This window comes from Acidovorax sp., assembly GCF_034519795.1.
Classification (GTDB): Bacteria; Pseudomonadota; Gammaproteobacteria; order Burkholderiales; family Burkholderiaceae_C; genus Acidovorax.
In genome coordinates this window covers 130,718-155,793 of the sequence record NZ_JAXHOB010000030.1, presented here as the reverse complement: position 1 = coordinate 155,793, position 25,076 = coordinate 130,718, and the positions used below count along the sequence as shown (strand labels likewise).

Annotated in this window: 21 protein-coding genes and 1 tRNA gene; 2 read left to right on the top strand and 20 right to left on the bottom strand. The window is 69.1% G+C overall.

Features of this window, described 5'->3' with window-relative positions:
* The first annotated feature begins 13 nt into the window (after positions 1-13).
* Entirely contained in the window at positions 14-1,393 is a 1,380-nt protein-coding gene (ffh, locus tag U5N23_RS29565; protein WP_057201719.1) for a signal recognition particle protein, read from the top strand.
* Between the two features lie 103 nt (positions 1,394-1,496).
* On the opposite strand, the gene U5N23_RS29560 is transcribed toward ffh, so the two are convergent.
* The 20 genes from U5N23_RS29560 to U5N23_RS29465 form a co-directional block, all read right to left on the bottom strand.
* Positions 1,497-2,090 (bottom strand): hypothetical protein, encoded by a 594-nt coding sequence (locus U5N23_RS29560; protein WP_322596261.1) that lies wholly within the window; start codon positions 2,088-2,090, stop codon positions 1,497-1,499.
* Positions 2,083-2,628 carry an RNA polymerase sigma factor gene (locus tag U5N23_RS29555; protein ID WP_322596260.1) on the bottom strand — a complete coding sequence of 182 codons (546 nt, stop codon included), beginning with the start codon at positions 2,626-2,628 and terminating at the stop codon, positions 2,083-2,085. The genes U5N23_RS29560 and U5N23_RS29555 overlap by 8 nt, the downstream gene beginning before the upstream one ends.
* Before the next feature lie 13 nt (positions 2,629-2,641).
* Positions 2,642-3,067, bottom strand: coding sequence for a DUF305 domain-containing protein (locus U5N23_RS29550; RefSeq protein ID WP_322596259.1), 426 nt, complete (start codon positions 3,065-3,067; stop codon positions 2,642-2,644).
* Complete coding sequence (locus U5N23_RS29545) at positions 3,064-4,434, bottom strand: YncE family protein (protein ID WP_322596258.1); 1,371 nt, start codon at positions 4,432-4,434, stop codon at positions 3,064-3,066. The genes U5N23_RS29550 and U5N23_RS29545 overlap by 4 nt, the downstream gene beginning before the upstream one ends.
* A gap of 107 nt (positions 4,435-4,541) precedes the next feature.
* Positions 4,542-5,243: a DUF1266 domain-containing protein gene (locus tag U5N23_RS29540; protein ID WP_322596257.1), complete on the bottom strand. Its 702-nt coding sequence runs from the start codon at positions 5,241-5,243 to the stop codon at positions 4,542-4,544.
* The gene (locus U5N23_RS29535; RefSeq protein WP_322596256.1) at positions 5,240-6,379 is read right to left on the bottom strand and encodes a hypothetical protein; all 1,140 of its coding nucleotides are present in this window, start codon (positions 6,377-6,379) and stop codon (positions 5,240-5,242) included. Before U5N23_RS29535 ends, U5N23_RS29540 begins: the two co-directional genes overlap by 4 nt.
* Complete coding sequence (locus U5N23_RS29530) at positions 6,379-8,703, bottom strand: hypothetical protein (RefSeq protein ID WP_322596255.1); 2,325 nt, start codon at positions 8,701-8,703, stop codon at positions 6,379-6,381. Before U5N23_RS29530 ends, U5N23_RS29535 begins: the two co-directional genes overlap by 1 nt.
* Positions 8,704-8,788: 85 nt before the next feature.
* Positions 8,789-9,640 carry a C13 family peptidase gene (locus U5N23_RS29525; RefSeq protein ID WP_322596254.1) on the bottom strand — a complete coding sequence of 284 codons (852 nt, stop codon included), beginning with the start codon at positions 9,638-9,640 and terminating at the stop codon, positions 8,789-8,791.
* 246 nt (positions 9,641-9,886) lie between these two features.
* The gene (gene mdoH, locus U5N23_RS29520) at positions 9,887-11,920 is read right to left on the bottom strand and encodes a glucans biosynthesis glucosyltransferase MdoH (protein WP_322596253.1); all 2,034 of its coding nucleotides are present in this window, start codon (positions 11,918-11,920) and stop codon (positions 9,887-9,889) included.
* Positions 11,893-13,404, bottom strand: a complete 1,512-nt coding sequence (locus tag U5N23_RS29515) for a glucan biosynthesis protein G (RefSeq protein WP_322596252.1) — start codon at positions 13,402-13,404, stop codon at positions 11,893-11,895. The genes mdoH and U5N23_RS29515 overlap by 28 nt, the downstream gene beginning before the upstream one ends.
* A gap of 239 nt (positions 13,405-13,643) precedes the next feature.
* Positions 13,644-15,077 (bottom strand): sigma 54-interacting transcriptional regulator, encoded by a 1,434-nt coding sequence (locus U5N23_RS29510; RefSeq protein ID WP_322596251.1) that lies wholly within the window; start codon positions 15,075-15,077, stop codon positions 13,644-13,646.
* 3 nt (positions 15,078-15,080) lie between these two features.
* On the bottom strand, positions 15,081-15,737 hold the full coding sequence (locus tag U5N23_RS29505) for a hypothetical protein (protein WP_322596250.1): 657 nt from the start codon (positions 15,735-15,737) through the stop codon (positions 15,081-15,083).
* Complete coding sequence (locus U5N23_RS29500; RefSeq protein ID WP_416208689.1) at positions 15,727-17,163, bottom strand: sensor histidine kinase; 1,437 nt, start codon at positions 17,161-17,163, stop codon at positions 15,727-15,729. Before U5N23_RS29500 ends, U5N23_RS29505 begins: the two co-directional genes overlap by 11 nt.
* 45 nt (positions 17,164-17,208) lie before the next feature.
* Positions 17,209-18,549 carry a tRNA (N6-isopentenyl adenosine(37)-C2)-methylthiotransferase MiaB gene (gene miaB / locus U5N23_RS29495; protein WP_322596248.1) on the bottom strand — a complete coding sequence of 447 codons (1,341 nt, stop codon included), beginning with the start codon at positions 18,547-18,549 and terminating at the stop codon, positions 17,209-17,211.
* A 100-nt stretch (positions 18,550-18,649) separates the two neighbouring features.
* Positions 18,650-19,102 (bottom strand): hypothetical protein, encoded by a 453-nt coding sequence (locus U5N23_RS29490; RefSeq protein ID WP_322596247.1) that lies wholly within the window; start codon positions 19,100-19,102, stop codon positions 18,650-18,652.
* A gap of 165 nt (positions 19,103-19,267) precedes the next feature.
* Positions 19,268-19,344: transfer RNA gene (locus tag U5N23_RS29485), tRNA-Met, on the bottom strand.
* A gap of 25 nt (positions 19,345-19,369) precedes the next feature.
* Positions 19,370-20,149 carry an enoyl-CoA hydratase gene (locus tag U5N23_RS29480; RefSeq protein WP_322596246.1) on the bottom strand — a complete coding sequence of 260 codons (780 nt, stop codon included), beginning with the start codon at positions 20,147-20,149 and terminating at the stop codon, positions 19,370-19,372.
* Positions 20,150-20,219: 70 nt separating this feature from the next.
* On the bottom strand, positions 20,220-22,007 hold the full coding sequence (locus U5N23_RS29475; RefSeq protein WP_322596245.1) for a peptidase M61: 1,788 nt from the start codon (positions 22,005-22,007) through the stop codon (positions 20,220-20,222).
* A gap of 114 nt (positions 22,008-22,121) precedes the next feature.
* Positions 22,122-22,853 carry a DsbC family protein gene (locus tag U5N23_RS29470; protein ID WP_322596244.1) on the bottom strand — a complete coding sequence of 244 codons (732 nt, stop codon included), beginning with the start codon at positions 22,851-22,853 and terminating at the stop codon, positions 22,122-22,124.
* Between the two features lie 73 nt (positions 22,854-22,926).
* Positions 22,927-24,060, bottom strand: coding sequence for an FAD-dependent monooxygenase (locus U5N23_RS29465; protein ID WP_322596243.1), 1,134 nt, complete (start codon positions 24,058-24,060; stop codon positions 22,927-22,929).
* A 91-nt stretch (positions 24,061-24,151) separates the two neighbouring features.
* Between U5N23_RS29465 and U5N23_RS29460 the strand changes: the two genes are divergently transcribed.
* Positions 24,152-25,021 (top strand): MOSC domain-containing protein, encoded by an 870-nt coding sequence (locus U5N23_RS29460; protein ID WP_322596242.1) that lies wholly within the window; start codon positions 24,152-24,154, stop codon positions 25,019-25,021.
* Positions 25,022-25,076: the final 55 nt, after the last annotated feature.

Here is a 25,076-nt window from a genome sequence, read left to right as displayed (position 1 = left end):
CGGAACAATCCCTATGGCCTCCGCCCTTACCGACAAACTCACGCGCCTCGTCAAGGAGATGCGCGGCCAGGCCCGCATCACCGAATCCAACGTGCAGGACATGCTGCGCGAGGTGCGCATGGCCTTGCTCGAAGCCGACGTGGCCCTGCCCGTCGTGCGTGATTTCATTGCCCGCGTCAAGGAAAAGGCCCTGGGCCAGGAAGTGCTGGGCTCGCTCAAGCCGGGCCAGACCCTGGTCTCCATCGTCAACCGCGAACTCGCCGCCACCATGGGCGAGGGCATTTCCGACATCAACCTGGCGGCCCAGCCGCCGGCCGTGATCCTGATGGCCGGCCTGCAGGGCGCCGGCAAGACCACGACCACGGCCAAGCTGGCCAAGCACCTGATCGAAAAACGCAAGAAGAAGGTGCTCACCGTCTCGGGCGACGTCTACCGCCCCGCCGCCATCGAGCAGCTCAAGACGGTGACGAAGCAGGCCGGCGCCGAGTGGTTCCCGAGCACGCCCGACCAGAAGCCGCTCGACATCGGCCTGGCTGCGCTCGACTACGCCAAGAAGCACTACTTCGACGTGCTGCTGGTCGACACGGCCGGCCGCCTGGCCATCGACGAAGTGCTGATGAAGGAAATCAAGGACCTGCACGCCGCGCTGAACCCGGTTGAAACCCTGTTCGTGGTCGATGCCATGCAGGGCCAGGACGCGATCAACACGGCCAAAGCCTTCAAGGAGGCGCTGCCGCTCACCGGCATCGTGCTGACCAAGCTCGACGGCGACTCGCGCGGCGGTGCCGCGCTGTCGGTGCGCCAGATCACCGGTGCGCCGATCAAGTTCGCCGGTGTCTCCGAAAAGCTCGACGGCCTGGAGGTCTTCGACGCCGAGCGCCATGCAGGCCGCATCCTGGGCATGGGCGATATCGTGGCCCTGGTGGAGCAGGTCACGGCGGGCGTGGACATCGAGGCCGCGCAAAAGCTCGCCGCCAAGGTCAAGAGCGGGGATGGATTCGACCTCAACGACTTCCTCTCGCAACTGCAGCAGATGAAGCAGATGGGCGGCCTGTCCAGCCTCATGGACAAGCTGCCGGCCCAGTTCACCGCCAAGGCCGGCGCCGTGGACATGGACAAGGCCGAGAAGGACATCAAGCGCAAGGAGGGCATCATCCAGAGCATGACCCCGCTGGAGCGCCGCAAGCCCGAGCTCATCAAGGCCACGCGCAAGAAGCGCATCGCGGGCGGCGCGGGCGTGCATGTCCAGGAGGTGAACCGCCTGCTCAAGGAATTCGAGCAGATGCAGGACATGATGAAGAAGATGAAGGGCGGCGGCCTGATGAAGATGATGAAGAAGATGGGCGGCATGAAGGGCCTGGGCGGCGGTGGCATGCCCAAGATGCCGTTCTGAGCGCCCCTGCGTATCGGCGGATCTGAAAACACCCTGGAGCGGCATGGCCGCTCCAGGGTGTTTTTTCTTGGGGCTGGCGGGCTGTGGGCCTGGTGTGCCGCAGTCAACCTGGCGCGACGGCCGTTCCCCCGTGCAGGGCCGCCTCGGCCATGGCCAGGGTCTTCTTCTGCCGGGCCAGCAGGACCAGGGGCTGCTGGTCCTGAGAGCGCAGCACCTGCCAGAAGATATTGTTCCACCAGCCTTCGCCATCGCGCAGGTCCACCGGCTGGTCGAAGGCGAACAGGGTCACCATGCCGCTTTTTTCAAAGAACGTGGTCAGGTGGTAGGCGAGGTGGCCGTCCAGGTCGCAGGGCCGCAGCAACTGCACGAAGCCGGGCAGTTCCCTGGCGCCCCGCAGGCCGATGCGCTCCAGCATCTGTGCCGGCTCCATGAGGCTGCCGCGCAGCGAGCGTTCCAGGTACTCATGGTCGATGGCGTGGCGCACCAGGGAGGGCGGGCGCTGGGCCATGGCGACGCCGGCGCCTCCCCCTGTGAGCAGCAGGGCCAGCGCCCCCCGCTGGAAGCCGCGCCGCGTCCACAGGGGCGGCGCCTTGCGCAGGAGCGACGCAGGGGGCGCGCCAGGCTCGAACGCCCGGTCCAGCGCGGCACGGGTGCGCAGATCGAAATCGCTGTCGGGAGGCAGGCCGCGTTCAGGCATTTCGGACCTTTCTCAGGGGCGTGACCTTGGCCCCCGCCGTGCCCGGCGGCGGCTGCATGGCCGCCTTGAGCGCATCGCGGGCCCGGGCCAGCCGGGACAGCACCGTCCCGGGCGCCACGTCGAGCGCCTGGGCCATCTGGGGGGTGGGCATGTCGTCAAAATAGTAGAGCACCAGAACCTCTCGGTGGATAGGCGCCAGGCGCCCGAGCGCCTTGACGACATCCAGCCGGTCGTCGTTGCCGGGGTCGTCTGCGGCATGGTCGTGGGACCATTCGCCGTCGATATCCAGTGGTTCCGTGTCCGGAGCCCGCTGGCGCAGGGCACAGCGCCGCATGATACGGAACAGCCAGGCGCGCGCCAGGGCTTCTTCGCGCAGCTGCGTGCGGTGCTCCCAGGCCAGTGCGAAGCATTCCTGCACCACGTCTTCGGCAACGGCGCGCGAACCGGTCAGTGCCCAGGCGCTGCGCATCAGGAAGCGGTAGTGCGCGTGCACCCACTGGTTGTAGCGGTCCTCGGCAGAGCGGGGCGTCAGGAACATGGCAGGCGCTGCTTCAGGGGCCGCGGGTACCGCCCAGCGCCGGGAACTCTTCGCCCGCTCCCCCCGCCTGCTGCAGCAGGGCCAGGCGCCGCTCCATGCTCTGGATCTCCACCGTCTGGCCGGCGATGATCTCCTCGGCCAACTGGCGGGTGGCCGGGTCCGACCCATGCTGCAGCACCAGGCGTGCCATGTCCACCGCGCCGGCATGGTGCGGAATCATCATGCCCAGGAAGTCGGCGTCCACATTGCCGGTGTGGCCGATCGCGTGCATGCTGTCCATCATGCGCGCCATGCCCTGGTCCATCTCGCGCTGGAAGGTGCTGCACAGGGAGGACAGCAGGGGCAGGTGGACATGGGGGGCGGTGGTGGCCGCGCCGGCGGCAAATGCCGCCAGTCCGACAACCGCCGTCCACAGGGCGAACGCATGCAGGCGTTTCATGCCGTCTGCCCCAGGGTGCCTGGCCGCACATAGACGAGGTTGATGCTCTTCTTGTTGCGCAGCGGGCCCGAGGGCAGCGCCAGGTGGCCCAGCGGAATCTGGGCGATGAACACCGGTTTGAACGGGTCGCCCACGTCGAAGGCGCTGCACACGGTCTGGCCGGCGTGGGGGGAGCCGGGCAGTTCGTCCTGCTCATGGGCGACGTAGAGCAAGGTGTTCTCGGGATTGGCCCACAGGCCGTGGGCTTCCCGTCCCCGCGTGAAGAATGAGCCCACTATCTTGCGCTGCCCACGGCCCGCGCTGCGGTCGATGATGGCGATCTGGCTCGATGCCACGCCGCCGGGCCCTGCGTCGTCGATGCGCGCCATGCTGGCATAGACCACGCTGCCCCGGGCATTGGCCACGAACTCCACGTGGTTGGGGCGGGCGCCGGCACCCAGCGGCACACTGTCCATGAGGTCGAAGCTGCCGCGCGTGGAGCGGCATGAAACGGCGTCGGCCAGCTTGTGCGAGAACCAGACCTCGGCCCCGTCGGGCGTGGTCTTCATGAACGGGGTGAAGCCCGGCCTGTCCTGCGCGCTCACATCCAGCGTGGTCAGGCGCTCGGGCCGGGAGTGTCCGTCAGCGCCGGGCTGGACCTGGAAGATGTCCAGGCGCGCCACCTTCTGGCTGGCCACGAAGGCCAGGGTGCCTTCGCGGTTGAACCACACCTGCGAGGGGCCGTCCAGCGTCGGCAGGTAGTGCCGCACGGCCGAGGTGTCCGCTCCCTGCAGCTGCCGCACGGCCCGCGCCACGTCGATGATGGCGATGCGGTTCTCCCCGCGCAGCGTGACCCACAGCTCGCGGCCATTGCGGGTAAAGGTCGGCTCGTGCGGCTCGCGGCCCAGCAACAGGCCGCTGGACAGGCGCTCTGCACTGGTCGTGGGGCCGGCGGCCGGGTTGGGGGTGTTGCCGATCACGCGCTTCTCGACGGCATCGATCAGGTAGATGTTGCTCGAACCCCGCCCGCTGGTGGCCAGCAGCCTGCCATCGGGGGAGGGCACGGCGCCGTGCGCATCGATGCAGCCGTGGTACAGCGGCTTGTGGATCATGGCGGCATGCGGTGCAGCGACGCCGGCGCTGACGTAGCGGAAGGGGGGCCTGGGATCCTCGTCGAAGGACGTCAGGTTGATGGTGGTTTCGACCGTGTTGCTGCGCGGATCGATCACCACCAGCGTGTTGGAGTCCTCATTGGTGATGAAAACGCGGTCGCGCGGGTCGATGCCGCCGCTGGCGGCCGTGCCGCCCTGTGCCATCGCCGCAGGCAATGCGCTGCTGGCTGCGCCGGCCAATGCGGCCTTCAGCAGGTCTCGTCGCTCGTTGTTCATGGAATCCTTGGCCCTGTGTGGGAGCCCGATGACCACCTCGGTCGCGGGTCTCCCTGTACAAGAGGCGGGGCAAGGGCGCGCCATTCCATCGGCGCCGGAAGAAATTTCTACGGCCCTTTGGTGGGCGGCGGTGGCAACGGCCAGGGCAGCCAGTGCCAGGGGTGGTCCCGGTTGGCCACCCATTGCGCCACGTCGTCTTCGGTGAACGCCACTCCGAGGCTGTCGGCGCGCGAATGGGCCACCCATTGGCGGCGGCCGCGCGCGCAAGCAGTGCCGAAATCCTGCCAGCCCTGAAAGCAGTCGGCCGCGCGCTGCGCGTTGTGGTGCAGGATCTGCCACTGCGTGGCCTCGTCCAGCCAGCCCAGCAGGGCCGCAGTGCGGGTGGCGAAGGCCACGCGCGCACAGGCCAGGGCCATGGCGTCGCGTGGCGCATCGTCGGGGCGCAAGGCATCCAGGCCCATGCGGAACCAGCGCTCGCGCAGGTGCCCGGGCAGGGCGGCGCGGACCTGCTCGTCCGACATGTCGCTGCGCAGGCCCAGCAGGTGCAGCAGGGCCGGACGCAGGGATTGCTGCAACGGCTCGGCCAGGCGCGGCATGCGCGCATCGGCGAAGCCGCCCTGGATGCGCGCGAAGGCCATGGGGTCGGCCAGGGCCAGCGTCCAGCTCCAGTGCGCGTCCAGCACGTACTGCCGGCGCAGGCGCGGGCGCCCGTACCAGCGCAGGAACGGCCCCAGCACCCACAGCAGCAGCCGCCAGGCGAGCCAGGCCATGAGGCACAACCCCAGCGCGAACACCAGCCAGGCGATCATGGCGCGCGCTGCGTGGCCGGCGCGCCCGCTGCGTCCAGTGCCGCCGCCACGGAGGCCGCCAGCGGCAGGCCCTGCAGCAGTGCCGGGTCGCGCGCCGCCACCAGCCACTGCACCAGCGGCGATGGGGTGGGCAGCTCGCGCACCAGTGCGGGCCGGGCCTGCACCAGGCGCAGCTGGTCCGCCTCCAGCGCCACGTCGCGCACGGCGCACCAGCCCTGCGAGGTGCGCACGATGCCCATCTGCAGCGCATCGGGCGGCGCGTCCTCGCAGGTGGCCAGCTGGTTGAGCAGCGCCAGCACCTCGCCCTGGTAGCGCTCGATGGGCGGGCGGTTCTGCTTGCCCTTGATCTGGTCGATGGCCAGGCGGCCGTCTTCGCGCACATGGGCGCTGATGGTGATGTGCGGCACGTGGCTGGCCGTGCGGTAGGAAAACAGGCGCATGCGCCCCTCTTCGCAGGCCTTGGCGTAATGCTCACCGTAGCCGCCGGCCAGGCTGCGCCGGCTGGCGAACTGGCCCAGGCAGTGGCGCATCATCTGGCTTTCATAGGCCATCTCCGCGCGCAGGTGCGCGCTGTCCGGCCGGAACTCGATGAAATGGCCCTGCTCGCCCTGCCATGCCAGCGCCACGGCCTCGCTCTGGTGCTCGCGCCAGCCGGCGGCGGCCTTGGCCTCGTAGGCCGCATGTTCTTCGGCCCACAGGGCCAGCGCCTGCGGGGCGGTCACGCGCTGCAGCTTGCCTTGCAGCGCCGTGCCGTCGCGCGACATCAGGAACTCGACGAGCCGGGCCTCCAGCGCCAGCACCGCCTCGGCCTCGGGGTCGATCCACCACAGCGGGGTTTCCGGCCCGGGTGCATGGCGCGCCGGGGCGTCGCCCAGCCGGGCCAGCGCCCAGTCCGGCACGGGCGCCGGCCTGAGCAGGGCCTGCGCCTGCCCGCGCTGCGTGACGGCCTGCAGCACCGGCGCCGGGGCCTGCAGGTTGCCCACCACATGCCGGTAGAAGTGGTTGGCCAGCCAGGCGCGCACCTCCTCGGGGTCGCCGCGCTCCTGGCTGCGCCGCTCGATGGCGCTGCGGATGGCCGGCGCGTTGACCACGTCGCGCGCGCCATAGGTGCCGCGTGCGGCGGCGCCAGGCGCCATTACCAGAGCTTCCACCAGGGCTTGCCGACGGTCATGGCCTTCTTGCAGCTGGCGATGTCGTCGCGTGCGTAGCCGGCCTGCTCGGCATCGCTCTCGTCGCCCGGGCGCACCATCTTGAGCGACTCCTGGTAGAGCGCCATGGCCTGTTCGTAGTGCTTGGTGTTCTCGTACACGTTGCCGGCAAGGCGCCGCACGCCGGGCAGCGCATTGGCCTGCACGCGCGGCATCACGCGCGTGAGCCGCGCCAGTGCGTCGGCCGGCTGCGACCAGGCCAGATTGCGCAGCATGACCAGCAGGGTCCCGAGGTAGTCGTCTTCGTTCTCGGCCTGTTCGTCGCGGTCCAGGCCGTTCCACCATTCATCCAGGCGCTGCAGCCAGATGTCGATCTCGTTGTCGCGGTCCAGCTCGTAGAGTGCGCGGCACACGCTCTTGAAGTAGCCCGTGGGATCGTGGCGCCCGTAGCCATGGTCCAGCGCGTAGTGCCACAGCTGGTCGGCCGCCGCGATGAGTTCGGCCTTGCGTTCCGATGCCGAGTAGCAGGACACGAGGCCGTTGTGGTGCTCCGCGAAGGGGCTGGTGGCCAGGCCCTTGTGGTGCAGTTCGATGGCCTTGTCGTACTCCTTGAGGTTCCAGCGGTAGTAGATGGCCAGGTTGTTGCACAGCATGGAGTAGACGTGCACATCGCCGTCGCGGAACCAGCCTTCGCCGGTGGCGAAGAAGGCATCGAAATGCACCACGGCCGCCTCGTAGTAGCGCGCCTTGAGGGCATCGATCTCCTGCTCGGGCCAGTCCCCGTCGTCGCTGGCGCCGCAGGCCTGCTGCAGGTGGAAGTCCAGCCATACGCCGAGGTTGTAGCACCAGCCGGCGGCGGGCGAGGCCGCAAACGGCTGTTGTAGCGCCTTGGCGACGCCATGCACCTTGACCCGGCTGACCCACAGCGCCTGCAGCAGGTCGGGCGCGGCCATGGCGGGCTCGCGCGCTGCCGTCTCCAGCAGCGGCAGGGCACGCGCGTGGTCGCCGTCGGCAAACAGGCGCAGCCCGTCCAGGCAGGCCAGCGCCGGATGCTCTGGCACGGCGCGGCGCACCTGCGCGAGGTGGTGATCGATGAAGGCCTCGGGGTCCTCGGTGTCTTCCACCCACCCGGCGTCGTTCATGGCGGCGCTGGCCAGTGCCAGGTGCCAGCCGGGGTGGGGCGTGGCGCCCCGGGCCAGATGCGCCTTCATCTGCGCGAGGGCGACCGTGCAGGCATGCTGTGTCGAGCCGGGGCGCTGGCTGCTGGCGCTCTCGAAGGCCAGTTGTGCCGCGTCGTCCAGCCGGCCGGCTTCGATCAGCAGGTCGAGCACGAAGATGCTGAAGCCGTCTTCCTGGTCGCCGGTCAGACCGAAGCGGCCCTGCCTGGCCTTGGCCAGGGCCTCGTCGAGGCGGCCCTGGCGCTGCAGGGCCCGGGCCTGCAGGCGGGCGCGGCGCACGGAGACGTCGCGCTGCAGCGGCCGGGACAGCTCGGCCGGCATGCGCGCCGGGATCTGCTGCACGATGGTGTCGATGCTCGTCGGATCCAGCACCACGAACTGCTCGCCCAGCTTCAGCCAGTCCTCGTGGTCCACGTCCTGCCCGGGCGCGGCATTGCGCAGCTGGTCCATAGCCTGCTGCACCAGCGCCCGTGCCTGAGAGGCATCGCCCTCGGCGGCCGCCACTTCGGCCAGGCGCGTGGCCAGCACGGCTTCGTCCCAGGCGCGGTAGGCCGTGCGCTCGGGCTGCACCACCTGCAGCGCATAGCGGGCCTGGGCACAGCGGCGCCACACCCCGTAATCCTGGCTGCGCTCGGCCTGGCCCGCCAGGTGCTCCCAGGCCCGGTCGGACTGCTGGTCCAGCGGCGGCTGGGCCAGCAGGCGCGCCATGCCGTCGAGCGCCTGGTGCAGCAGCGCAGCCTGTTCGGGCAGGGCGCGCAGCGCCTGGGTGCGGGCAAAGCCGGCGTGCACCTGGGCTTGGTGGCGCTCGGCGGCGGGCAGGTCGTCGACCAGGGCGGCGGCATGGCTGTCGATGGCCTGCAAGGCCTGTGCCGGCTGGCCGGCCTGCATCCACAGTTGGTGCACGCGGTGCAGCACGTCCAGCGAACCGGGCTGCAGAGGCTGCAGTCCCAGCATGTCGGCCAGGGCCTGCATGCGCCGGGCATGGGCGGCTTCCTGGCTCTCGCCCTGGCCGTCTGCCCCGCTTTCCTCTTCGTCACTGGCCTCGAACAGGGCCTCGGCTTCGTCCAGGTAGGCATCCAGCAAGGGGCCGGACAGCGGGGGGGTGTGCAGGGTCGGGGCGGTGGCAGTCAGCATGGTGTGGGGCGAAAAGAAGGGGGCGGGAGGGCCGGGTGGTGTGCCCGGCATGGCAGCCTGAGGGCGCTTACGGCGCTTACGGCGCTTACGGCGCCTGCAGCCAGTCCTTGAGCGGTTGGCCGGCCCAGGCCTTGGCTTCGTCGCCGACGAAGGCCAGGGGCTTGGACGCGGGCAGCTTGCGGCGCTTTTCCTGCGCGGCGATGGATTTCTGGGCTGCGCCCATCCAGTCGGTGATCGACAGGTTCTCGGCACCCGCCTGGCCGAACAGGGCCTCGGCGAACGGGGTGTTGTTGCCGGTGTACTGGCACTTGAACGAGGTGTTGCGCACATCGGTCGCGGTCAGCACCACGCGGTTCGGGGCCTTCAGCGGCTCGATGAACGCACCGCTGTAGCAGGCGGACAGCACCACCAGGGTGGGCACCTTGGCCAGTGGGGCCAGGGCGTCGCTGAGGATCCTGGGTGTGATGGGCTGCTGGTTCTTGCCGCCCACGTTGACGCTGAGCAGGCCCGGGTTGGCGTGGGTGGAGATGAACAGCAGCAAGCGGTCACGCGGGCGCGCGACCTCGGCCGTCTTGGCCATCACCAGCGCAAAGTTCTCGGCCGTGGCCTGCGGCCAGTCGGCGCTCTGGTCCTTGGCCGGGTTCGCCAGCCGCAGCATCAGGGCATTGGGGTCGAGCTCGCTGACCAGCTTCTCGGCCAGCTGCACATCGTTGCGGAAGGCCTTGGATTGCGAGTGCATGGCAAAGCCGGCAAAGATGATGCGGCCTGGCGGCTCGACAGGGGGGGGCGGCTCGGGGGCGGCCTGGGGCGCGGGCGCGGGGGTCTCGGCCACCTGGACAGGGGGTGCGGCACAGCCGGCGGCTGCGAGGGCCAGGGCCAGTGCGCTGGCGTGCAAGAAGCGCCGCGTGGCGGCGTGGGAGGCAAGAGGCGATGGCATCGATGGTGTTTCCACGGTAGGCAGGAATCGGGAGCCACCGGGCGCGGCGCGCAGGTGGTTCCGAAGCGTGCGTATCGTAAGGGAGTGCCATGGCGAGTCCAGCGCCTGTTTGGGTGAGTGGCCATGCCGGTGATTGCGTTGTCATCCATGGCCATCGGCAATCGCATGCTATTGAATGGGTAGCAAACGACAAAAAGCCGGTGCATGCACCGGCTTCCTGTTTGTGTGGCATATGTCACACTTTGATCATGCTGCGGCCCGCAGCGCCGGCCGTGCCAGGCGGCTGGCATGCAGCCAGGCGCGGCGCAGCACGGGGGGCGACCACGACTCCTCGGGGATCAGCAGCAGGCGCTGGGCGCGCATCGCCTTGCCCAGGGCGATCTGGCTGGTCAGCACCGCCAGCGGAATGGCCAGCGCCAGCGGCAGGCCCACGGGCATCAGCCACAGCAGGGCGCTGCCATCGACGAAGGCCACGCCCAGGGCCAGGAGGGCGATCACGGCGGTCATGGGGGCGAGCTGGCGCGTGGCCTGGCCCCAGGGCACGGCATTGGCTTCGCGGGGGGGCGACTTCCACTGCAGCTCCAGGCCGGTGATGGCCAGCAGCACGAACAGCGAGTGGGCCAGCATGCGCACGGGCGCCTGCAAAATGGCCAGCACGCTCTCGACCACGGCGCTTTTGACGAGGCTCCAGCCGCCACCGTACTGCCCCTGCTCCTTGCGCATGAAGACCGCAGTCACGCCCAGAATGCGCGGCAGGAACAGCATGGACACCGTCCAGCCCCACAGGCCGAGCAGTTCGGCCGGCAGGATGTGCCAGTTGGCCACCACGGGCGCACCCGACAGCCACAGAGCCGTGCCCAGCGTCAGGAAGGCCAGCCACAGCGGGGCCGACAGGTAGGCCATGGCGCCGGTCACGAACATCGAGCGGTGCACGGCATGGATGCCGGGCTCGGCCATCAGGCGGGCGTTCTGCAGGTTGCCCTGGCACCAGCGGCGGTCACGCTGCAGCTCGGCCAGCAGGTCCGGCGGTTGCTGCTCGTAGCTGCCGATCAGGTCGGACACCAGCCACACGTGGTAGCCGGCGCGGCGCATCAGCGCGGCCTCGACGAAGTCGTGCGACATGATGCCGCCCGACAGGCCGCCCTTGCCCGCGATGGGGGCCAGCGCGCAGTGCTGCATGAAGGGTTCCATGCGGATGATGGCGTTGTGGCCCCAGTAGTGCGACTCGCCCAGCTGCCAGTACTGCATGCCCAGGGTGAACAGGCGGCCGGTGACGCGCGAGGCGAACTGCTGCGCACGGGCGTGCAGCGTGACGTGGCCGATGGCCTGCGTAGCGGTCTGGATGATGCCGGCGCTGGGGTTGGCTTCCATCAGCTTGGCCATGGAGACGATGCAATCGCCGCTCATCACGCTGTCGGCGTCGAGCACCACCATGTAGCGGTAGTCCTTGCCCCAGCGGCGGCAGAAGTCGGCCACGTTGCCGGCCTTGCGGTGGCTGCGGCGCGTGCGCAGGCGGTAGTACACCTGCACCTGGGGCTGCTGGCCGTGCTCGGCCAGGGCGCTGCGCAGGTCTTCCCATGCAGCGCGCTCGGCCCGGGCGATGTCCTTGTCGTAGCTGTCGGACAGCACGAACACGTCGAAGGTGGCGCCGTGGCCCGTGGCCGCAACCGACTCGCAGGTGGCACGCAGGCCGGCGAACACCGTGGCCACGTCCTCGTTGCAGATCGGCATGATGATGGCCGTGCGCGCCTCGGGCGAGAGTTGGGCGGATGCCACGCTCTTGGCCGACAGTGCATGGCGATCGCCGCGCAGCATGACCCAGAAACCCATCATCCCGGTCATGAAGCCGGTGACCACCCAGGCCGAGAGCAGCGCGAACAGCGCCATCTGGCCATAGCCCAGCCAGGCGTTGTCGTAGTCGGGCTGCACACCGGCGAACAAGGTGGTGGCCAGCGTCGTGCTCAGCACCGTGAGCAGCGCAAAGGTCCAGCGGCGGCGCTGGGCGGCGCCCTGCCAGGCCTCGTGCTGCATGCCGGCCGGGGTGGCCGGTGCGGCGGCGCCGGGGCGGCCGGTCAGGCGCAGCAGCAGCGCAGTGCCGATGCTGTTCCAGAAGCCGCGCCAGGGCAGCGGCACCATGGAGCCGCGGTGGAGCGGCGGCGCGGTGACGGAGTTGGGGTGGCGCTCCTCGCGCAGCGTGCTGCGCTGCGTGCGAAGGGCACCATGGTCTTCAGAGGCGAGGGGCTCTGACGGGCTTACTCGGGAAGAATGATGTGCGTCCATGTTTCGCTCACAGCGTGGTTGTCGTGTTGAAGGAAGGCGCGCAGTTCGATCGGGCGATCGGCCTGCTGGCGCTGTACGCGCACGGTCATGCGCCACTGCCCGGTGGCAGGGTTGCGGTAGGCCGCGTTTTCGAGAACCTTGCCGTTGGCGTCGGAGGTGACGACGGCCTTCACGGCCGCATCGGCAGGCAGGGCGGCCAGCGCCGGGCCGTTGAAATCGACCACGTACTGCACCTGCTGGCGCAGCTCCTGCGCGCTTTGCTGGGTAAAGCCCATGCCGCGGCGCGACTGCGTGACCCAGCTGCCCGGAGGGCGCTGCTGTTCGTCGCCCTGCCAGCCGAGTTCGTACGAGAACTCCAGCGGCGTGCCGGGGGCTGGCAAGTTGGCAGGCACCCAGTACGCAACGATGTTGTCGTGCGTTTCATCGGGCGTGTTGTTCTGCACCAGTTCCACCCGGCCCGGACCCCAGTCGTGCAAGGGGCGCACCCAGGCGCTGGGACGGCGCTCGTATCGGGCTTCCACGTCCTCGTAGCTGGCCCATTGGCGGTCGCGCTGCATCAGGCCGAAGCCCTTGGGGTTGGTGGTCGCGAACGAGGTCACCAGGGTGTTGCCCGGGTTCTGCAGCGGGCGCCACAGCCATTCGCCTTCGCCCGTGGCGACCATCAGACCGTCGGAGTCGTGCACCTCGGGGCGGAAGTCCTGCTTGCGCGGCTGGTTCTCGCCAAAGAAGAACATGCTGGTCAGCGGCGCCACGCCCAGGGTGCCGATGGGCTTGGCGGCGTTGCCGCGCACGAAGACCCGGGCACGCACGGTGGTCACGGTCTGCGGGCCGGGCGTGATGTCGAAGCGGTAGGCCCCGGTGGCGCGCGGCGAATCGAGCAGGGCGAACACCGTGGTCTGCGTGCTCTTCGCATCGGGCCGGACGAGCCAGAAGTCCGTGAAGCGCGGGAACTCTTCGCCCGTGCCACCCACGGTGTCGATGGCCAGGCCGCGCGCCGACAGGCCGTACTGCTGGCCCGCACCGAGTGCGCGGAAGTAGCTGGCGCCCTGGAACACGGCCAGCTCGTCCTTGTACTCCGCCGAGTTCAGGTGGTTGTGCAGGCGAAAGCCCGCAAAGCCCAGGTCGCCCCAGGCCTGGGGCTGCACGGTGTTCTTGCCGTAGTCGAAATCGGCGCGGCTGTAGGGGATGTCGCGCGTGCCCGAGGGCGTCACCTCATGCAGGCGCACCGGCTGGGTCTGGTACAGGCCCAGGTGGAAGAACATCGCCTCGAACGGCAGCTTCTCGGCGCGCCACAGGGCGCGCTCGGGCTTGTAGCGGATGTCGCGCACCTGGTCGTAGTTGAGCTGGGCCAGGCCGGCGGGCAGCTTGTCGCTGGCCGCAACGAAGGGCTTGTCGGCGCGCTCGCGTGCCAGCTTCGTCAGGCTCTCGAAGTCGAACGCCTGCGCCTGCGCCACGCTGGCTGCCAACAAGGCGGACAGCGCCATCGCGGCAGCAGCACAGCAGCGCAGGGGGCGTGAGAAAGAAGGAAATACAGCGTCCATGCCGGCATATAGGGCAAACCCTGTGCCAGCTTGAAAAAACGCTTGTGCATCAACAGCTTAGGCGCGCTAGTGCCTGTAAGCAGATGTGCAGTGCAGCAAAACGGCCGCAAAGGGCCGGTTTTTGTCGCCGGATGGCGACAGGGGCATGGCCGCTCAGGGCCAATCCCTTTCAAATCAAGGACTTACTCCTGTCGCTCATCGGCGACGTCGTCGCCCAGGCCCTCGTCCGGCGTGGCGTCGTTCTTGAAATGGCCGGGGGTCAGCGCATGCTTTTGCAGCAGCCGGTAGAACTCCGTGCGGTTGCGCTGGGCCAGGCGCGCGGCGTCGGCCACGTTGCCATCGGTCATCTTGAGCAGGCCCACCAGGTACTCGCGCTCGAAGCGCTGGCGCGCGTCGGCAAAGCTCAGCACCGGGGCCGAGGGGATGCGCAGCGCGCGCTGCACCAGGGTCAGCGGCACCAGCGGTGTGGTGGACAGGGCGCACACCTGCTCCACCACGTTGAACAGCTGGCGTACATTGCCGGGCCAGGCGGCCGTGGTCAGGGCCTTGAGCGCCTCGGGCGCAAAGCCCGACAGGCGCTTGTCGTACTTGCGCGCCAGCCGGTCCAGGAAGTGGTTGGCCAGCAGCGAGATGTCCTCGCGCCGCTCGGCCAGCGTGGGCAGCGCCAGCGTCACCACGTTGAGGCGGTAGTACAGGTCCTCGCGGAACTGGGCCGTGGCCATGGCGGCCTCCAGGTCGCGGTGGGTGGCCGAGATGATGCGCACGTCGATGGGCGTGGACTGGCTCGATCCCACTGGCCGCACGGCGCGCTCCTGCAGCACGCGCAAAAGCTTGACCTGCAGGGCCGGCGGCATGTCGCCGATCTCGTCGAGCAGCAGGGTGCCGCCCTCGGCGGCCTGGAACAGGCCCTTGTGGTTGCTGGTGGCATCGGTGAAGGCGCCCTTGACGTGGCCGAACAGCTCGGATTCGAGCAGGGCCTCGGGAATGGCCCCGCAGTTGACCGCCACAAAGGGCTTGGCCGCGCGCGGGCTGGCCCGGTGGATGGCCTGGGCCAGCAGCTCCTTGCCGGCGCCGCTGTCGCCCAGCAGCAGCACGCTGGCGTCCGACTGGGCGACCATGTAGGCCTCGGCCAGCAGCTCGGTCATGCGGCTGGAGCGGCTCACGATGTCGGCGCGCCAGGCCTCGTTGGCATGCGCCTGGGCCACCACCGGGGCGCTCAGCGCCAGGGCCTCCCCAATCTTCGCGAGCAGGTCCTTGCCGTCGTAGGGTTTGGTGAGGTAGGTGAACACGCCGCGCGAGGTGGCCTCCACCGCGTCGGGAATGGTGCCGTGCGCGGTCAGCAGAATCACCGGCAGCGAGGGGTGGCGCTCGCGCACCTCGTCGAACAGGGCCAGCCCGTCCTTGCCGGGCAGGCGCACGTCGCTGAGCACCAGCTGCGGCCGCGCCATCTCGAGCTGGGCCAGGGCGGCTTCGGCCGAGCCCACGGCGATCACCTCGTAGCCCGCGCCCTTCAGGCGCAGCGAGAGCAGGCGCAGCATGTCGGCATCGTCATCCACCACCAGGATGCGTTGCTGGCCGCTGGCGCGGGTGCCGGATGTCTTGGGCGATGCGGGCATGGTTCAGCGGCTCTCGCTGGCGGCCGGCGCGGGGGGGCGGGCCGTCATGCTGCGCTCGATGGCGCGCACGGCTTCCAGGCGCTCGTTGAGCTGCTCGTTGCGGCGCTGGGCGTCGCGCAGCTGCTGCGACTGCCGCTCCAACTGCTCTTCCAGCCGGCGCTGCTGCAGCAGCCGTGCTTCCAGCAGGCGCGCCAGGGGTTGCAGGGGCTGCATCGCGGGGTCGTTGTGGCCCAGCAGGCGCTGCACCTGCGCCAGGGCGCGGGCCGTGTCCACGGGCTGGCGTGTCTGGGCCAGCGCCAGCGCCAGGTGCAGGGGTCTGGCGGCCAGCGTCTCCTCGGCTTCGCCCAGCCGGGCGATTTCGCGGGTCAGCTCAGCGGGGGGCATGCGCTGCACGCGGTCGGCATAGGCCAGCGCCTGGGCGACCTGGGATTGGGATGCTTCGGGTACTGGCGCGCTGGCCTGCGAGGGGGCTTCCCGAGGGGGCTCGGCCGGCGGTGGTGCCACCGTCAGGGGGGCGGGCACCACCACGGCCACAGGGGCAGGCGGTGCGCTGCCCACGGGTGGAGTGCTGATGCAGGCGGCCAGCAGCGCTGTGGGCGCCAGTACCAGTGCGCCGATCTGGCGCCGCGCAGCACGGGTGGGTGACAGGCTAGGAAGCATGGGGCAATTCGATGCGAAAGAAGGATGGGTCGCCATCTTCCACCAGTTCCACCCGGCCGCCATGGGCGCCGATGTATTCCTGAACGATGGACAGGCCCACCCCGGTGCCGCGCACGGCATCTTCGGGCTGGCGGGCGCCGCGGTAGAAGGGCTCGAAGACATGGGGCCGGTCGGCGGGGGCCACGCCGGGACCCTGGTCGATGACGTCGATGCGCACCCGGCCCGGCACCCGGGACACCGCAAGGCGCACCGTGCCCTGCTTGGGCGAGAAGCGGATGGCATTGGACAGCAGGTTGCCGATGGCCGAGGCGATCTTGTCGCCGTCGAGCGCCAGCGACACGGGTGCGCCCTGCACCAGCACGCGCAGGCCGCGGGCCTGCCACTGCAGCCGCTGCGACTCCACCTGGGTCTCCAGCAGCGCGATCAGGTCGGTGTCGCGCCGGTGCAGCTGGCGGGCCTCGAAGGCGGCGGCGTTGAAGCGCAGCAGCGCCTCGATCTCGTTTTGCAGCACCAGGGTGTTGTGGTGCAGGATCTGCGCGACCTCCTGCTGCCCGGGGTTGAGCTCGCCCGTCACGCCGTCCTGCAGCAGGGCCACGCCCTCGCGCATGGAGGCCAGCGGGGTCTTGAGCTCGTGCGAGACATGGCGCAGAAAGCGCGCCTTGTCCGAGTCGAGCTCCAACAGGCGCAGGCGCAGCCATTCGAGCTGCAGGCCCACGCGGCGCACGTCGGCCGGGCCATTGATCTGGATGGGCTGCTCCAGGTCGTTCTCGCCCAGCAGGCGGATGGCTCCTTCGAGCCGCTTGAATGGGCGCGCCAGCCAGATGCCGAAGGCCAGGGCCAGCACCAGCGCCAGCACGATCACGCCCACCACCTGGTGCGTGACCTCGCGGCGGCTGGCATCGACCTTGGCCTGCAGGGCGCTGTTGCGCTCGGCGTTGAGCTCCTGCACCGATTGCACGATGGCGTTGTGCAGCGTGTCGAGCGCAGCGAACTCTTCGGCAGCGGCGCGCTCGTTCTCCAGCGACACCGCAGCCGGCGCCGCCATCAGCGACTGCACCGTGGCCAGGTGCGCGCGCCACTGGGCCACGTGCCTGACCGGCAGGCCGCCTTCTTGCAGTTGCTGCAGGGTCTGCTGGGCCTCGCGCGCGATGTCGTCGAAACCCCGGCGCAGTTGTGCATCGCCCAGCACCAGCGATTGCCGTGCCGCCCGTTCCATGGTCTGGCCGCGCTGTCCCAGGGCCTGCGCAGCGGCGCTCAGGCGCGTGGCCTGCACGGCACCCTCGCGGCTTTGCACCATGAGCTGCTCCAGCGAGTACAGGGCGCCGAGCGAACTGGCGCCGAGCAGACCGGCAATCAGCAGAAAGGCCAGCAGCAGCAGTTGCTGGAACGACAGGCCATGCAGGCGGTTGCGGCCCGGCTCACTCACGCGTGAAGCACTCGATTCGGCCATGGAGAGTGGAATGGGCGCAGCTCAGGCCGTGGCTGTTTCTTGCACGACCACTTCGCCGCGCAAGGTGTAGGCCTTGGCCTCGGTGATGGTCACGTCCACCATCTGGCCCACCAGGCGCGGCTGGCCCACGAAGTTGACCACGCGGTTGCACTCGGTGCGGCCCATGAGTTCGGTGGCGTCGCGCTTGGAGGCGCCTTCCACCAGGATGCGCTGCACCGAGCCCACGCGGCTTTCGCTGATGGACTTGATGTTGGCATTGATCACCGACTGCAGGTGCTGCAGGCGGCGCAGCTTCACCTCGTGCGGCGTGTCGTCGTGCAGGCCGGCGGCGGGCGTGCCGGGGCGCGGGCTGAAGATGAAGCTGAAGCTGTTGTCGAAGTGGATGTCGTCGATCAGCTTCATCATCTTGCCGAAGTCTTCCTCGGTCTCGCCGGGGAAGCCGACGATGAAATCGCTGCTCATCGCCAGGTCGGGGCGGATGGCGCGCAGCTTGCGCACCGTGCTCTTGTATTCCATGGCCGTGTAGCCGCGCTTCATGGCCATCAGGATGCGGTCGCTGCCGTGTTGCACCGGCAGGTGCAGGTGGTTGGCCAGCTTGGGGATGCTGGCGTAGGCCGCGATCAGGCGCGGCGTGAACTCGTTGGGGTGGCTGGTGGTGTAGCGAATGCGTTCGATGCCGGGGATCTCGGCCACGTACTCCAGCAGCAGAGCGAAGTCGGCGATCTCGGCCGTGCCGCCCATCTTGCCCAGGTAGGCGTTCACGTTCTGGCCCAGCAGGGTGATCTCCTTGACGCCCTGGTCGGCCAGGCCGGCGACTTCCACCAGTACGTCGTCGAATGGGCGGCTGACCTCTTCACCGCGCGTGTAGGGCACCACGCAGTAGCTGCAGTACTTGCTGCAGCCTTCCATGATGGAGACGAAGGCGCTGGCGCCCTCGACCCGGGCCGGCGGCAGGTGGTCGAACTTCTCGATCTCGGGAAAGCTGATGTCCACCTGCGGGCGGTCCAGCCGCTCGCGCTGGTTCAGCAGCTCGGGCAGGCGGTGCAGGGTCTGGGGGCCGAACACCACGTCCACATAGGGCGCGCGCTTGATGATCTCGGCACCTTCCTGGCTGGCCACGCAGCCGCCCACGCCGATCTTCACGCCGCGCGCCTTCAGGTGCTTGATGCGGCCCAGGTCGCTGAACACTTTTTCCTGCGCCTTCTCGCGCACCGAACAGGTGTTGAACAGGATCAGGTCGGCCTCGTCCACATTCTGCGTGGGCTCGTAGCCCTGCGCGGCATGCAGCACGTCGGCCATCTTGTCCGAGTCGTACTCGTTCATCTGGCAGCCGAAGGTTTTGATGAAGACTTTTTTGGCCATGGCAGTCAATTCTCGTGTCCGAATGGGGATGCGGCGGCACGCGTGGGGCGGCCGCTCTGGTGGGGGTGGTGGGCGCGCGCGTGGCCCACCGGGACCGGGCTTACTTCTTGACCGGGTCCGAGTCGGTGCGGAAGTTGAACTGGGTCGTGTCCCCAGGACCTTTGCGTGGCTGGGCCGCCTCGCCCTGGGTCAGGATCCAGGCGGACAGCAGCATGCCGGTGCTGTTCTCGATCAGGTAGTTGACCTTGAAAGTCTGGCCCTGCACCGTGTGCAGCATCACCAGCGTGTTCTGCGGGCTGAACAGGCGCATGCCCGGCGCCATGCGGATGGCGTTGCCATTGAGCTTGGCCTCGGAGCCGGCCAGCACGGTCAGGTTGCCGCGCAGCGAGGCGTCGGGGAAATTGCGCATTTCGCCCATGCCGCCCGGCACCTGCTGGGCCTGTACCGGGGCCGCGGCGCACAGCAGCGCGGCCAGGCCGGCGGCGGCCAGGGCGCGCAACGGGGATCGGCCTTTGCGGGCTTGTGAAATCGGGGCAGGGGTGCAGCGGTTCATGGTGTGTATCCAGAGGCTGTGAAGCAAGGTGGGGAAGGCGATTTTACCGGCCGGTGCACTGGCAAAGGCCTTTCGGAACAAGCCCTTACCGTACACACCATGCGCCGAAACAACGCCGGCCCAAGAAAAAACCCGCAGCGCCAGGGCGCAGCGGGTTTTTGAATGTGGTGGTGGTAGGTGGACTTGAACCACCGACATCAGCATTATGAATGCTGCGCTCTAACCAACTGAGCTATACCACCGCAGACCGAAATTATAGAACAAAAATTATTGGTGTGTAAAGTTCGCGGCGCGTTTGTTCACGAAAGCGTCCATGCCTTCCTTCTGGTCCTGGGTGGAGAACAGGGCGTGGAACAGGCGGCGCTCGAACATCACGCCGTCCGACAGGCTGCCTTCGAAGGCGCGGTTCACCGATTCCTTGGCGGCCATCACGGCGATCTGCGAGAAGCCCGCGATGATGAGCGCGGCGCCCAGCGCCTCGTCGGCCAGCTTGTCGTAGGGCACGACGCGGCTGACCAGGCCGGCACGTTCGGCCTCGGTGGCATCCATCATGCGGCCGGTGAGGGCCATGTCCATGGCCTTGGACTTGCCCACCGCGCGCGGCAGGCGCTGCGTGCCGCCGGCGCCGGGGATCACGCCGAGCTTGATCTCGGGCTGGCCGAACTTGGCGTTGTCGGCGGCGATGATGAAGTCGCACATCATCGCCAGCTCGCAGCCACCGCCCAGGGCGAAGCCGCTCACGGCCGCGATCACCGGCTTGCGGATGGAGCGGATGGTCTCCCAGTTGCGCGTGATGTAGTCGCCCTTGTAGGTGTCGGCAAAGCTGTACTTGGCCATGGCACCGATGTCGGCACCCGCGGCGAACGCGCGCTCGCTGCCGGTCACGATCACGCAGCCGATCTTCTCGTCGGCATCGAAGGCCTTGAGGGCCTGGCCCAGCTCGTCCATCAACTGGTCGTTGAGCGCGTTGAGCTGCTTGGGGCGGTTGAGGGTGACGATGCCGACCTTCTCGGCTTCGGTGCGCACTTCAATGGTTTCGTAGGCCATGGAATCGGATCTCCTGTGGTTGTTGGTGTGTCAGTTGCTCTGTGCCGGAGGACTATACCCAAGCGGGGCCTCAGGCCAGCCAGTGGCCTACGGAGGCGCTGTTGGAGATGCCCAGGCTGATGGTGTCGGGGGGCACGCCCTTGCGCTCGGCCGCATCGGCCGGCAGCGCCAGCGGCAGCTGCAGCAGCCGGCCATCGCGCGCCACCACGGCCACCAGCTTGTGCCCGGTGCCCGCATAGAAGGCCACATCGTCGAGCTTTTGCACGCGCCAGCCCTGTCCGTCCACCAGCACGCCCAGCCACTCGTCGCCTGCGGCGATCCCGGCCTTTTCGGCCGCGCCGCCGCGCAGCACGGTCTTGACCTGCACGCTGTGGTTTTCGGCCACGCGCAGGCCCAGCCGCTGCGCCAGCTGCGGGCGCTCGGCCTTGAGCAGCACGCCATGGGCGGCCAGCAGCTCGGCCAGGGGCAGCTCGCCCGTGCTGTGCACCCAGGCATTGATCTCGGCATCGAACGGCCGGTGCGCCAGCTCCTGGAGCACCGCGCGCAGGTCGGCCTCGGTCATCGGGCCGCCCTCGGTGCGCTGCCACAGCGCGCGCATCACCTCGTCCAGCGTGGTCTTGCCCTCGCGCCGCAGGGCCAGGTCCAGGCACAGGCCGACCAGCGATCCCTTGGTGTAGTAGCTCACCGTGGAGTTGGGCGTGTTCTCGTCCTGGCGGTAGTACTTGACCCAGGCATCGAAGCTGGCCTGGGCCACCGTCTGCACGTGGCGCCCAGGCGTCTGCAGCACCTGGTTGACGGTCTTGGTGATCAGCCGCAGGTAGGCCGCATCGTCGATCAGGCCTGCACGGCGCAGCAGCAGGTCGTCGTAGTAGCTCGTGAAGCCCTCGAAGAACCACAGCAACTGGGTGTAGTTCTCCTGGCCGTAGTCGTAGCGGGCGAGTTCCGCCGGGCGCAGGCGCTTGACGTTCCAGGTGTGGAAATACTCGTGGCTGATCAGGCCCAGCAGTGTGGTGTAGCCGTCGCTGGCGCGCGCCTCGCCCTGGCGCGGCAGGTCGCGGCGGCCGCAGATCAGCGCGGTGGAGTTGGTGTGCTCCAGCCCGCCATAGCTGTCGCCCACGGCGTTGAGCATGAACAGGTAGCTCTTGAACGGGGCCTTGCCCTTGTCGCCATGCCAGAAGGCCATGGCCGTCTCGCAGATCTTCTGCGTATCGGCCAGCAGGCGCTTGCCGTCGAACGAGGGCGCCGCCCCCGCCACCACGAAGCGGTGCGCCACCCCGCCGGCCGTGAAGCGGCCGCTCCAGAAGGTGCCCATCTCCACCGGGCAGTCCACGAGTTCGTCGTAGTGCGCGGCGCCATAGGTGCCAAAGCCCGCCTTGTCGGTGGCCCGGGCCGTGAGCCCCGTGGCGACGGACCAGTGCGCGGTGGCGGCCGTGCTGGCCACCTCCAGCGTGTGCTCGCCGTCTTCCTGGCCCTGTACGCGCAGGCACAGGCTGGTGCCGTTGAAGAAGCCGCGCGCCGCGTCCAGCCAGGCGGTGCGCACCGAGTTGTCGTAGGCGCAGACCTGGTAGGTCAGCACCAGGGGCTGGCCGGGGCGGCACTCCACCTGCCAGCGGTTCTTTTCGAGCTGGGCCAGTGGCACCATGCGCCGGCCCTGGCGCGCCTGCAGCTGCTGCAGGTTCTTCGAGAACTCGCGCACCAGGTAGCTGCCGGGGATCCACACCGGCAGCGACAGTTCCTGGCGCTCGGCGGGCGCCGCGACCGTGAGGGTGACCGAGAACAGGTGGGCGTTGAGGTCTGCCGGTTCGATGCGGTAATGAACGGGGGCGTGGGACGTGTCTTCGGTGCGCTGGGTGGCCATGGGCGGTGCTTTGCGTGGCGCGGGGCCGGGGCACCTCGGGGAGGGGCCTGACCCGCTCGGTTCGAAATCAGGGGCTGCCGGGCACGGTGTCCCGGTGCGTCCTGTCGGTGACGGTCAGTTCGTCGTGGGGGTCTCGGCGGCTTCCGCCAGGCGCTTTTCCACATCCTGCGCGCCGATGGCGCCCGGCACGCGGATGCCGTCGGCAAAGATCAGGGTCGGCGTGCCGGTGATCTTGTGCTTCTTGCCGAACGCAAGGTTGCGCTGCAGCGCATTGGTGTCGCAGCTTGCGGGCGCCGGGTTCTTGTCGCGCACCATCATGTCCTGCCAGGCGGCGACCTTGTCCTTGGCGCACCAGATGTTGCGCGACTTCTCGGCCGAATCGGGGCTCAGGATGGGGTACAGGAACAGGTACACCGTCACGTTGTCCACCTTCTGCATGTCGCGCTCGAAGCGCTTGCAGTAGCCGCAGTTGGGGTCCTCGAACACCGCCACCTTGCGCTTGCCGTCGCCGCGCACGATGGTGAAGGCGTCCTTGATCGGCAGGGCCGAGAAGTCCACGGCCGTGATCTTGGCGATGCGGTCTTCCGTCAGGTTGCGGCGCGCCTTGGTGTCGATCAGCTCGCCCTGGATCAGGTAGTTGCCCTTGGCATCGGTGTAGAACACGTCGGTGCCGATGCGCACCTCGTACAGCCCCTGCATGGCCGTGGGGCTGACCTCGTCGATCTGCTTCATCTGCGGAATGCGCTCGGCCAGGGCCTTGCGGATGGCCGCCTCCTGGGCCACGGCCGACGACAGGCCGAGCAAGGCCAGCGCGGCGCCAGCCAGTACGGTGGAAATCAGTTTCATGGTGTTCTCGTTCGCTAGGATTCGGTGTGGCGGGCCTGCGGATGAGTGCAGGCCCTGGTTGTCGGTGGGTGGGTCAATGCATCCCCATGGCCTGGCGGGCCACGAAATTCTTGATCGGCCCGCTGCGCTCGAAGCCCTTCATGCCCCAGTTGCGCAGCGCCTGCCAGGGGCCATCCTGGCGCGCGAACAGCTGCTGCAGCCCGTCGGTGGCCAGCCCCATCGGCAGCAGCGCAGCCTTGCGCTCCCTCTCGTAGCGGCGCAGCAGCTTGGGGTCGGCCACGCTGCGCCAGTAGTCCCGCCCGTGCAGCAGCCCGGCCAGTGCCTGGGCATCGGCCAGGCCCAGGTTCAGCCCCTGGCCTGCCAGCGGGTGCACGTTGTGCGCCGCATCGCCGGCCAGCACAAAACTGCGCAGTTGCTTGCCCTTGGGGGGCAGGGCACCGCACCAGCGCTCGGCACGCGCCTGCTGCAGCGGCCAGCAGGCGCGCTCGCCCGCCAGTTGCAGGCGGCCCAGCGTCCGCTGGCTCGCCGTTTCCAGCCGCTCTGTGAATTCCTCGGGGGCCAGCGCCAGCAAACCCGGCACCCGTTCCTTCTGAACAGACCACACGACCGCCACAGAGTTCCCTTCGGGTCCGCCCAGGGGCAGAAAGGCCAGGATGCCATCGGGCAAAAACCACTGGCGCGCCACCTGGCCGTGCGGCAGCTCGCAGGTCAGGCGCGTGGCAATGGCGTGCTGTTCATAGGGGGTGACCTCGAATTCCACCCCAAACTCGGCACGCGTCTGGCTGGCGCGGCCTTCGCAGACCACGGTCAGCGCGGCGTCCACCGGCTCGCTGAGCGTCTCGACCTGGGGCTGGTAGCGCACGGCCTCGGCCAGGCGGGTCTCCAGGGCCGGCACGTCCACGATCCAGGCCAGGGCGTCCACACCCTGGGCCTGCGCGTCAAAGCGCACGGCGCCGCCCTGGTCGCCCGCCACCTGCATGGTGGTGACCGGCGTGGCATGTGTTGCGTCGGGCCAACTGCGCAGGCCCTCCAGCAGGTTGCGCGAAGCGCTGTTGAGCGCATAGGCCCGCACGTCCGAGGTGGCGCCTGTCGCCGGGGCCGGGCCGGCCACCAGGGCCACGCGCAGCCGCTCGCGCGCCAGCAGCAGGGCCAGGGTGCGGCCCACGATGCCCGCGCCACGAATACAGATATCAAAGGTATGCGCCATGCAGGCCATTGTAGGAGCGGGGGCGCTGCCTGCAGGGGCAGTGCAGAATTGGGGCCTTTCCCTGTCCGTTCTTCACCAGGAGCGCCGCCGCGTGAGCTTCAGCACCGAATCCGACCTGTCCGGCACCATCGCCCGCCTGTTCGTCTACCCCATCAAGTCCTGCGCCGGCATCGAGGTGCGCGAGGCCCTGCTCACCGAGACCGGCCTGGACCTGGACCGCGCCTGGATGGTCGTCGACCCCCAGGGCCAGTTCATCACCCAGCGCGAGCTGCCGCGCATGGCGCTGATCCGCCCCCAGCTCAAGACCGAGGAGATGGTGCTGCGCGCCCCCGGCATGCTGGCGCTGCATGTGGGCATCGATGTGGTGGAAGAGCCCATGACCGTGACGGTGTGGCGCGACAGTGTGCCCGCCTGGGACATGGGCCCCGTGGCCGCCCAGTGGTTCACCGACTTCCTGGGTACCCCCTGCCGCCTGGTGCGCTTCGACCCTGAGGTGCGCCGCCTGTCCAGCATGGACTGGACCGGCGGGGTGGAGGCGCCCAACCAGTTCGCCGACGGCTTTCCGGTGCTGGTGGCCAGCGAGGCCTCGATGGACAGCCTCAACGAACGCCTGGCCGCCGCCGGCCACGCGCCCGTGGGCATCGAGCGCTTTCGCCCCAACGTGGTGCTTGCCGGCGTGGAGGCGCACGACGAGGACCGCGTGGACCAGATCCGCATCGACGCCGAGGGCGGCGAGCTGCAGCTCGTGCCCGTCAAGCCCTGCGCGCGCTGCCCCATCCCCGACATCGACCCCGCCACGGCCGAGAGCACGCCAGCGGTGGGCGACACCCTGCGCGCCTACCGCCAGGACAAGCGCCTGGATGGCGCCATCACCTTCGGCATGAACGCCATCGTGCGCCAGGGCGCGGGCCAGATGCTGCGCGTGGGCCAGCGCGTGGCGGCCGATCTGCGCTTCGATTGAGGGCTTGTCCTGGGTGCTGGAGGTGGGGTGCGCGGCAGGCCCGTAAAATCGGGGT

What these genes read in the sequence shown, in the direction of transcription:
- U5N23_RS29540 (WP_322596257.1), bottom strand. Translation starts at nt 5,243, where the DNA reads ATGATCGCCTGGCTGGTGTTCGCGCTGGGGTTGTGCCTCATGGCCTGG.
- U5N23_RS29560 (WP_322596261.1), bottom strand. Translation starts at nt 2,090, where the DNA reads ATGCCTGAACGCGGCCTGCCTCCCGACAGCGATTTCGATCTGCGCACC.
- U5N23_RS29515 (WP_322596252.1), bottom strand. Translation starts at nt 13,404, where the DNA reads ATGGCGCTGTCCGCCTTGTTGGCAGCCAGCGTGGCGCAGGCGCAGGCG.
- U5N23_RS29525 (WP_322596254.1), bottom strand. Translation starts at nt 9,640, where the DNA reads ATGCCATCGCCTCTTGCCTCCCACGCCGCCACGCGGCGCTTCTTGCAC.
- U5N23_RS29510 (WP_322596251.1), bottom strand. Translation starts at nt 15,077, where the DNA reads ATGCCCGCATCGCCCAAGACATCCGGCACCCGCGCCAGCGGCCAGCAA.
- U5N23_RS29550 (WP_322596259.1), bottom strand. Translation starts at nt 3,067, where the DNA reads ATGAAACGCCTGCATGCGTTCGCCCTGTGGACGGCGGTTGTCGGACTG.
- U5N23_RS29470 (WP_322596244.1), bottom strand. Translation starts at nt 22,853, where the DNA reads ATGAAACTGATTTCCACCGTACTGGCTGGCGCCGCGCTGGCCTTGCTC.
- U5N23_RS29535 (WP_322596256.1), bottom strand. Translation starts at nt 6,379, where the DNA reads ATGGCGCCTGGCGCCGCCGCACGCGGCACCTATGGCGCGCGCGACGTG.
- U5N23_RS29505 (WP_322596250.1), bottom strand. Translation starts at nt 15,737, where the DNA reads ATGCTTCCTAGCCTGTCACCCACCCGTGCTGCGCGGCGCCAGATCGGC.
- U5N23_RS29545 (WP_322596258.1), bottom strand. Translation starts at nt 4,434, where the DNA reads ATGAACAACGAGCGACGAGACCTGCTGAAGGCCGCATTGGCCGGCGCA.
- U5N23_RS29530 (WP_322596255.1), bottom strand. Translation starts at nt 8,703, where the DNA reads ATGCTGACTGCCACCGCCCCGACCCTGCACACCCCCCCGCTGTCCGGC.
- mdoH (WP_322596253.1), bottom strand. Translation starts at nt 11,920, where the DNA reads ATGGACGCACATCATTCTTCCCGAGTAAGCCCGTCAGAGCCCCTCGCC.
- ffh (WP_057201719.1), top strand. Translation starts at nt 14, where the DNA reads ATGGCCTCCGCCCTTACCGACAAACTCACGCGCCTCGTCAAGGAGATG.
- U5N23_RS29555 (WP_322596260.1), bottom strand. Translation starts at nt 2,628, where the DNA reads ATGTTCCTGACGCCCCGCTCTGCCGAGGACCGCTACAACCAGTGGGTG.
- miaB (WP_322596248.1), bottom strand. Translation starts at nt 18,549, where the DNA reads ATGGCCAAAAAAGTCTTCATCAAAACCTTCGGCTGCCAGATGAACGAG.
- U5N23_RS29490 (WP_322596247.1), bottom strand. Translation starts at nt 19,102, where the DNA reads ATGAACCGCTGCACCCCTGCCCCGATTTCACAAGCCCGCAAAGGCCGA.
- U5N23_RS29475 (WP_322596245.1), bottom strand. Translation starts at nt 22,007, where the DNA reads ATGGCCACCCAGCGCACCGAAGACACGTCCCACGCCCCCGTTCATTAC.
- U5N23_RS29465 (WP_322596243.1), bottom strand. Translation starts at nt 24,060, where the DNA reads ATGGCGCATACCTTTGATATCTGTATTCGTGGCGCGGGCATCGTGGGC.
- U5N23_RS29480 (WP_322596246.1), bottom strand. Translation starts at nt 20,149, where the DNA reads ATGGCCTACGAAACCATTGAAGTGCGCACCGAAGCCGAGAAGGTCGGC.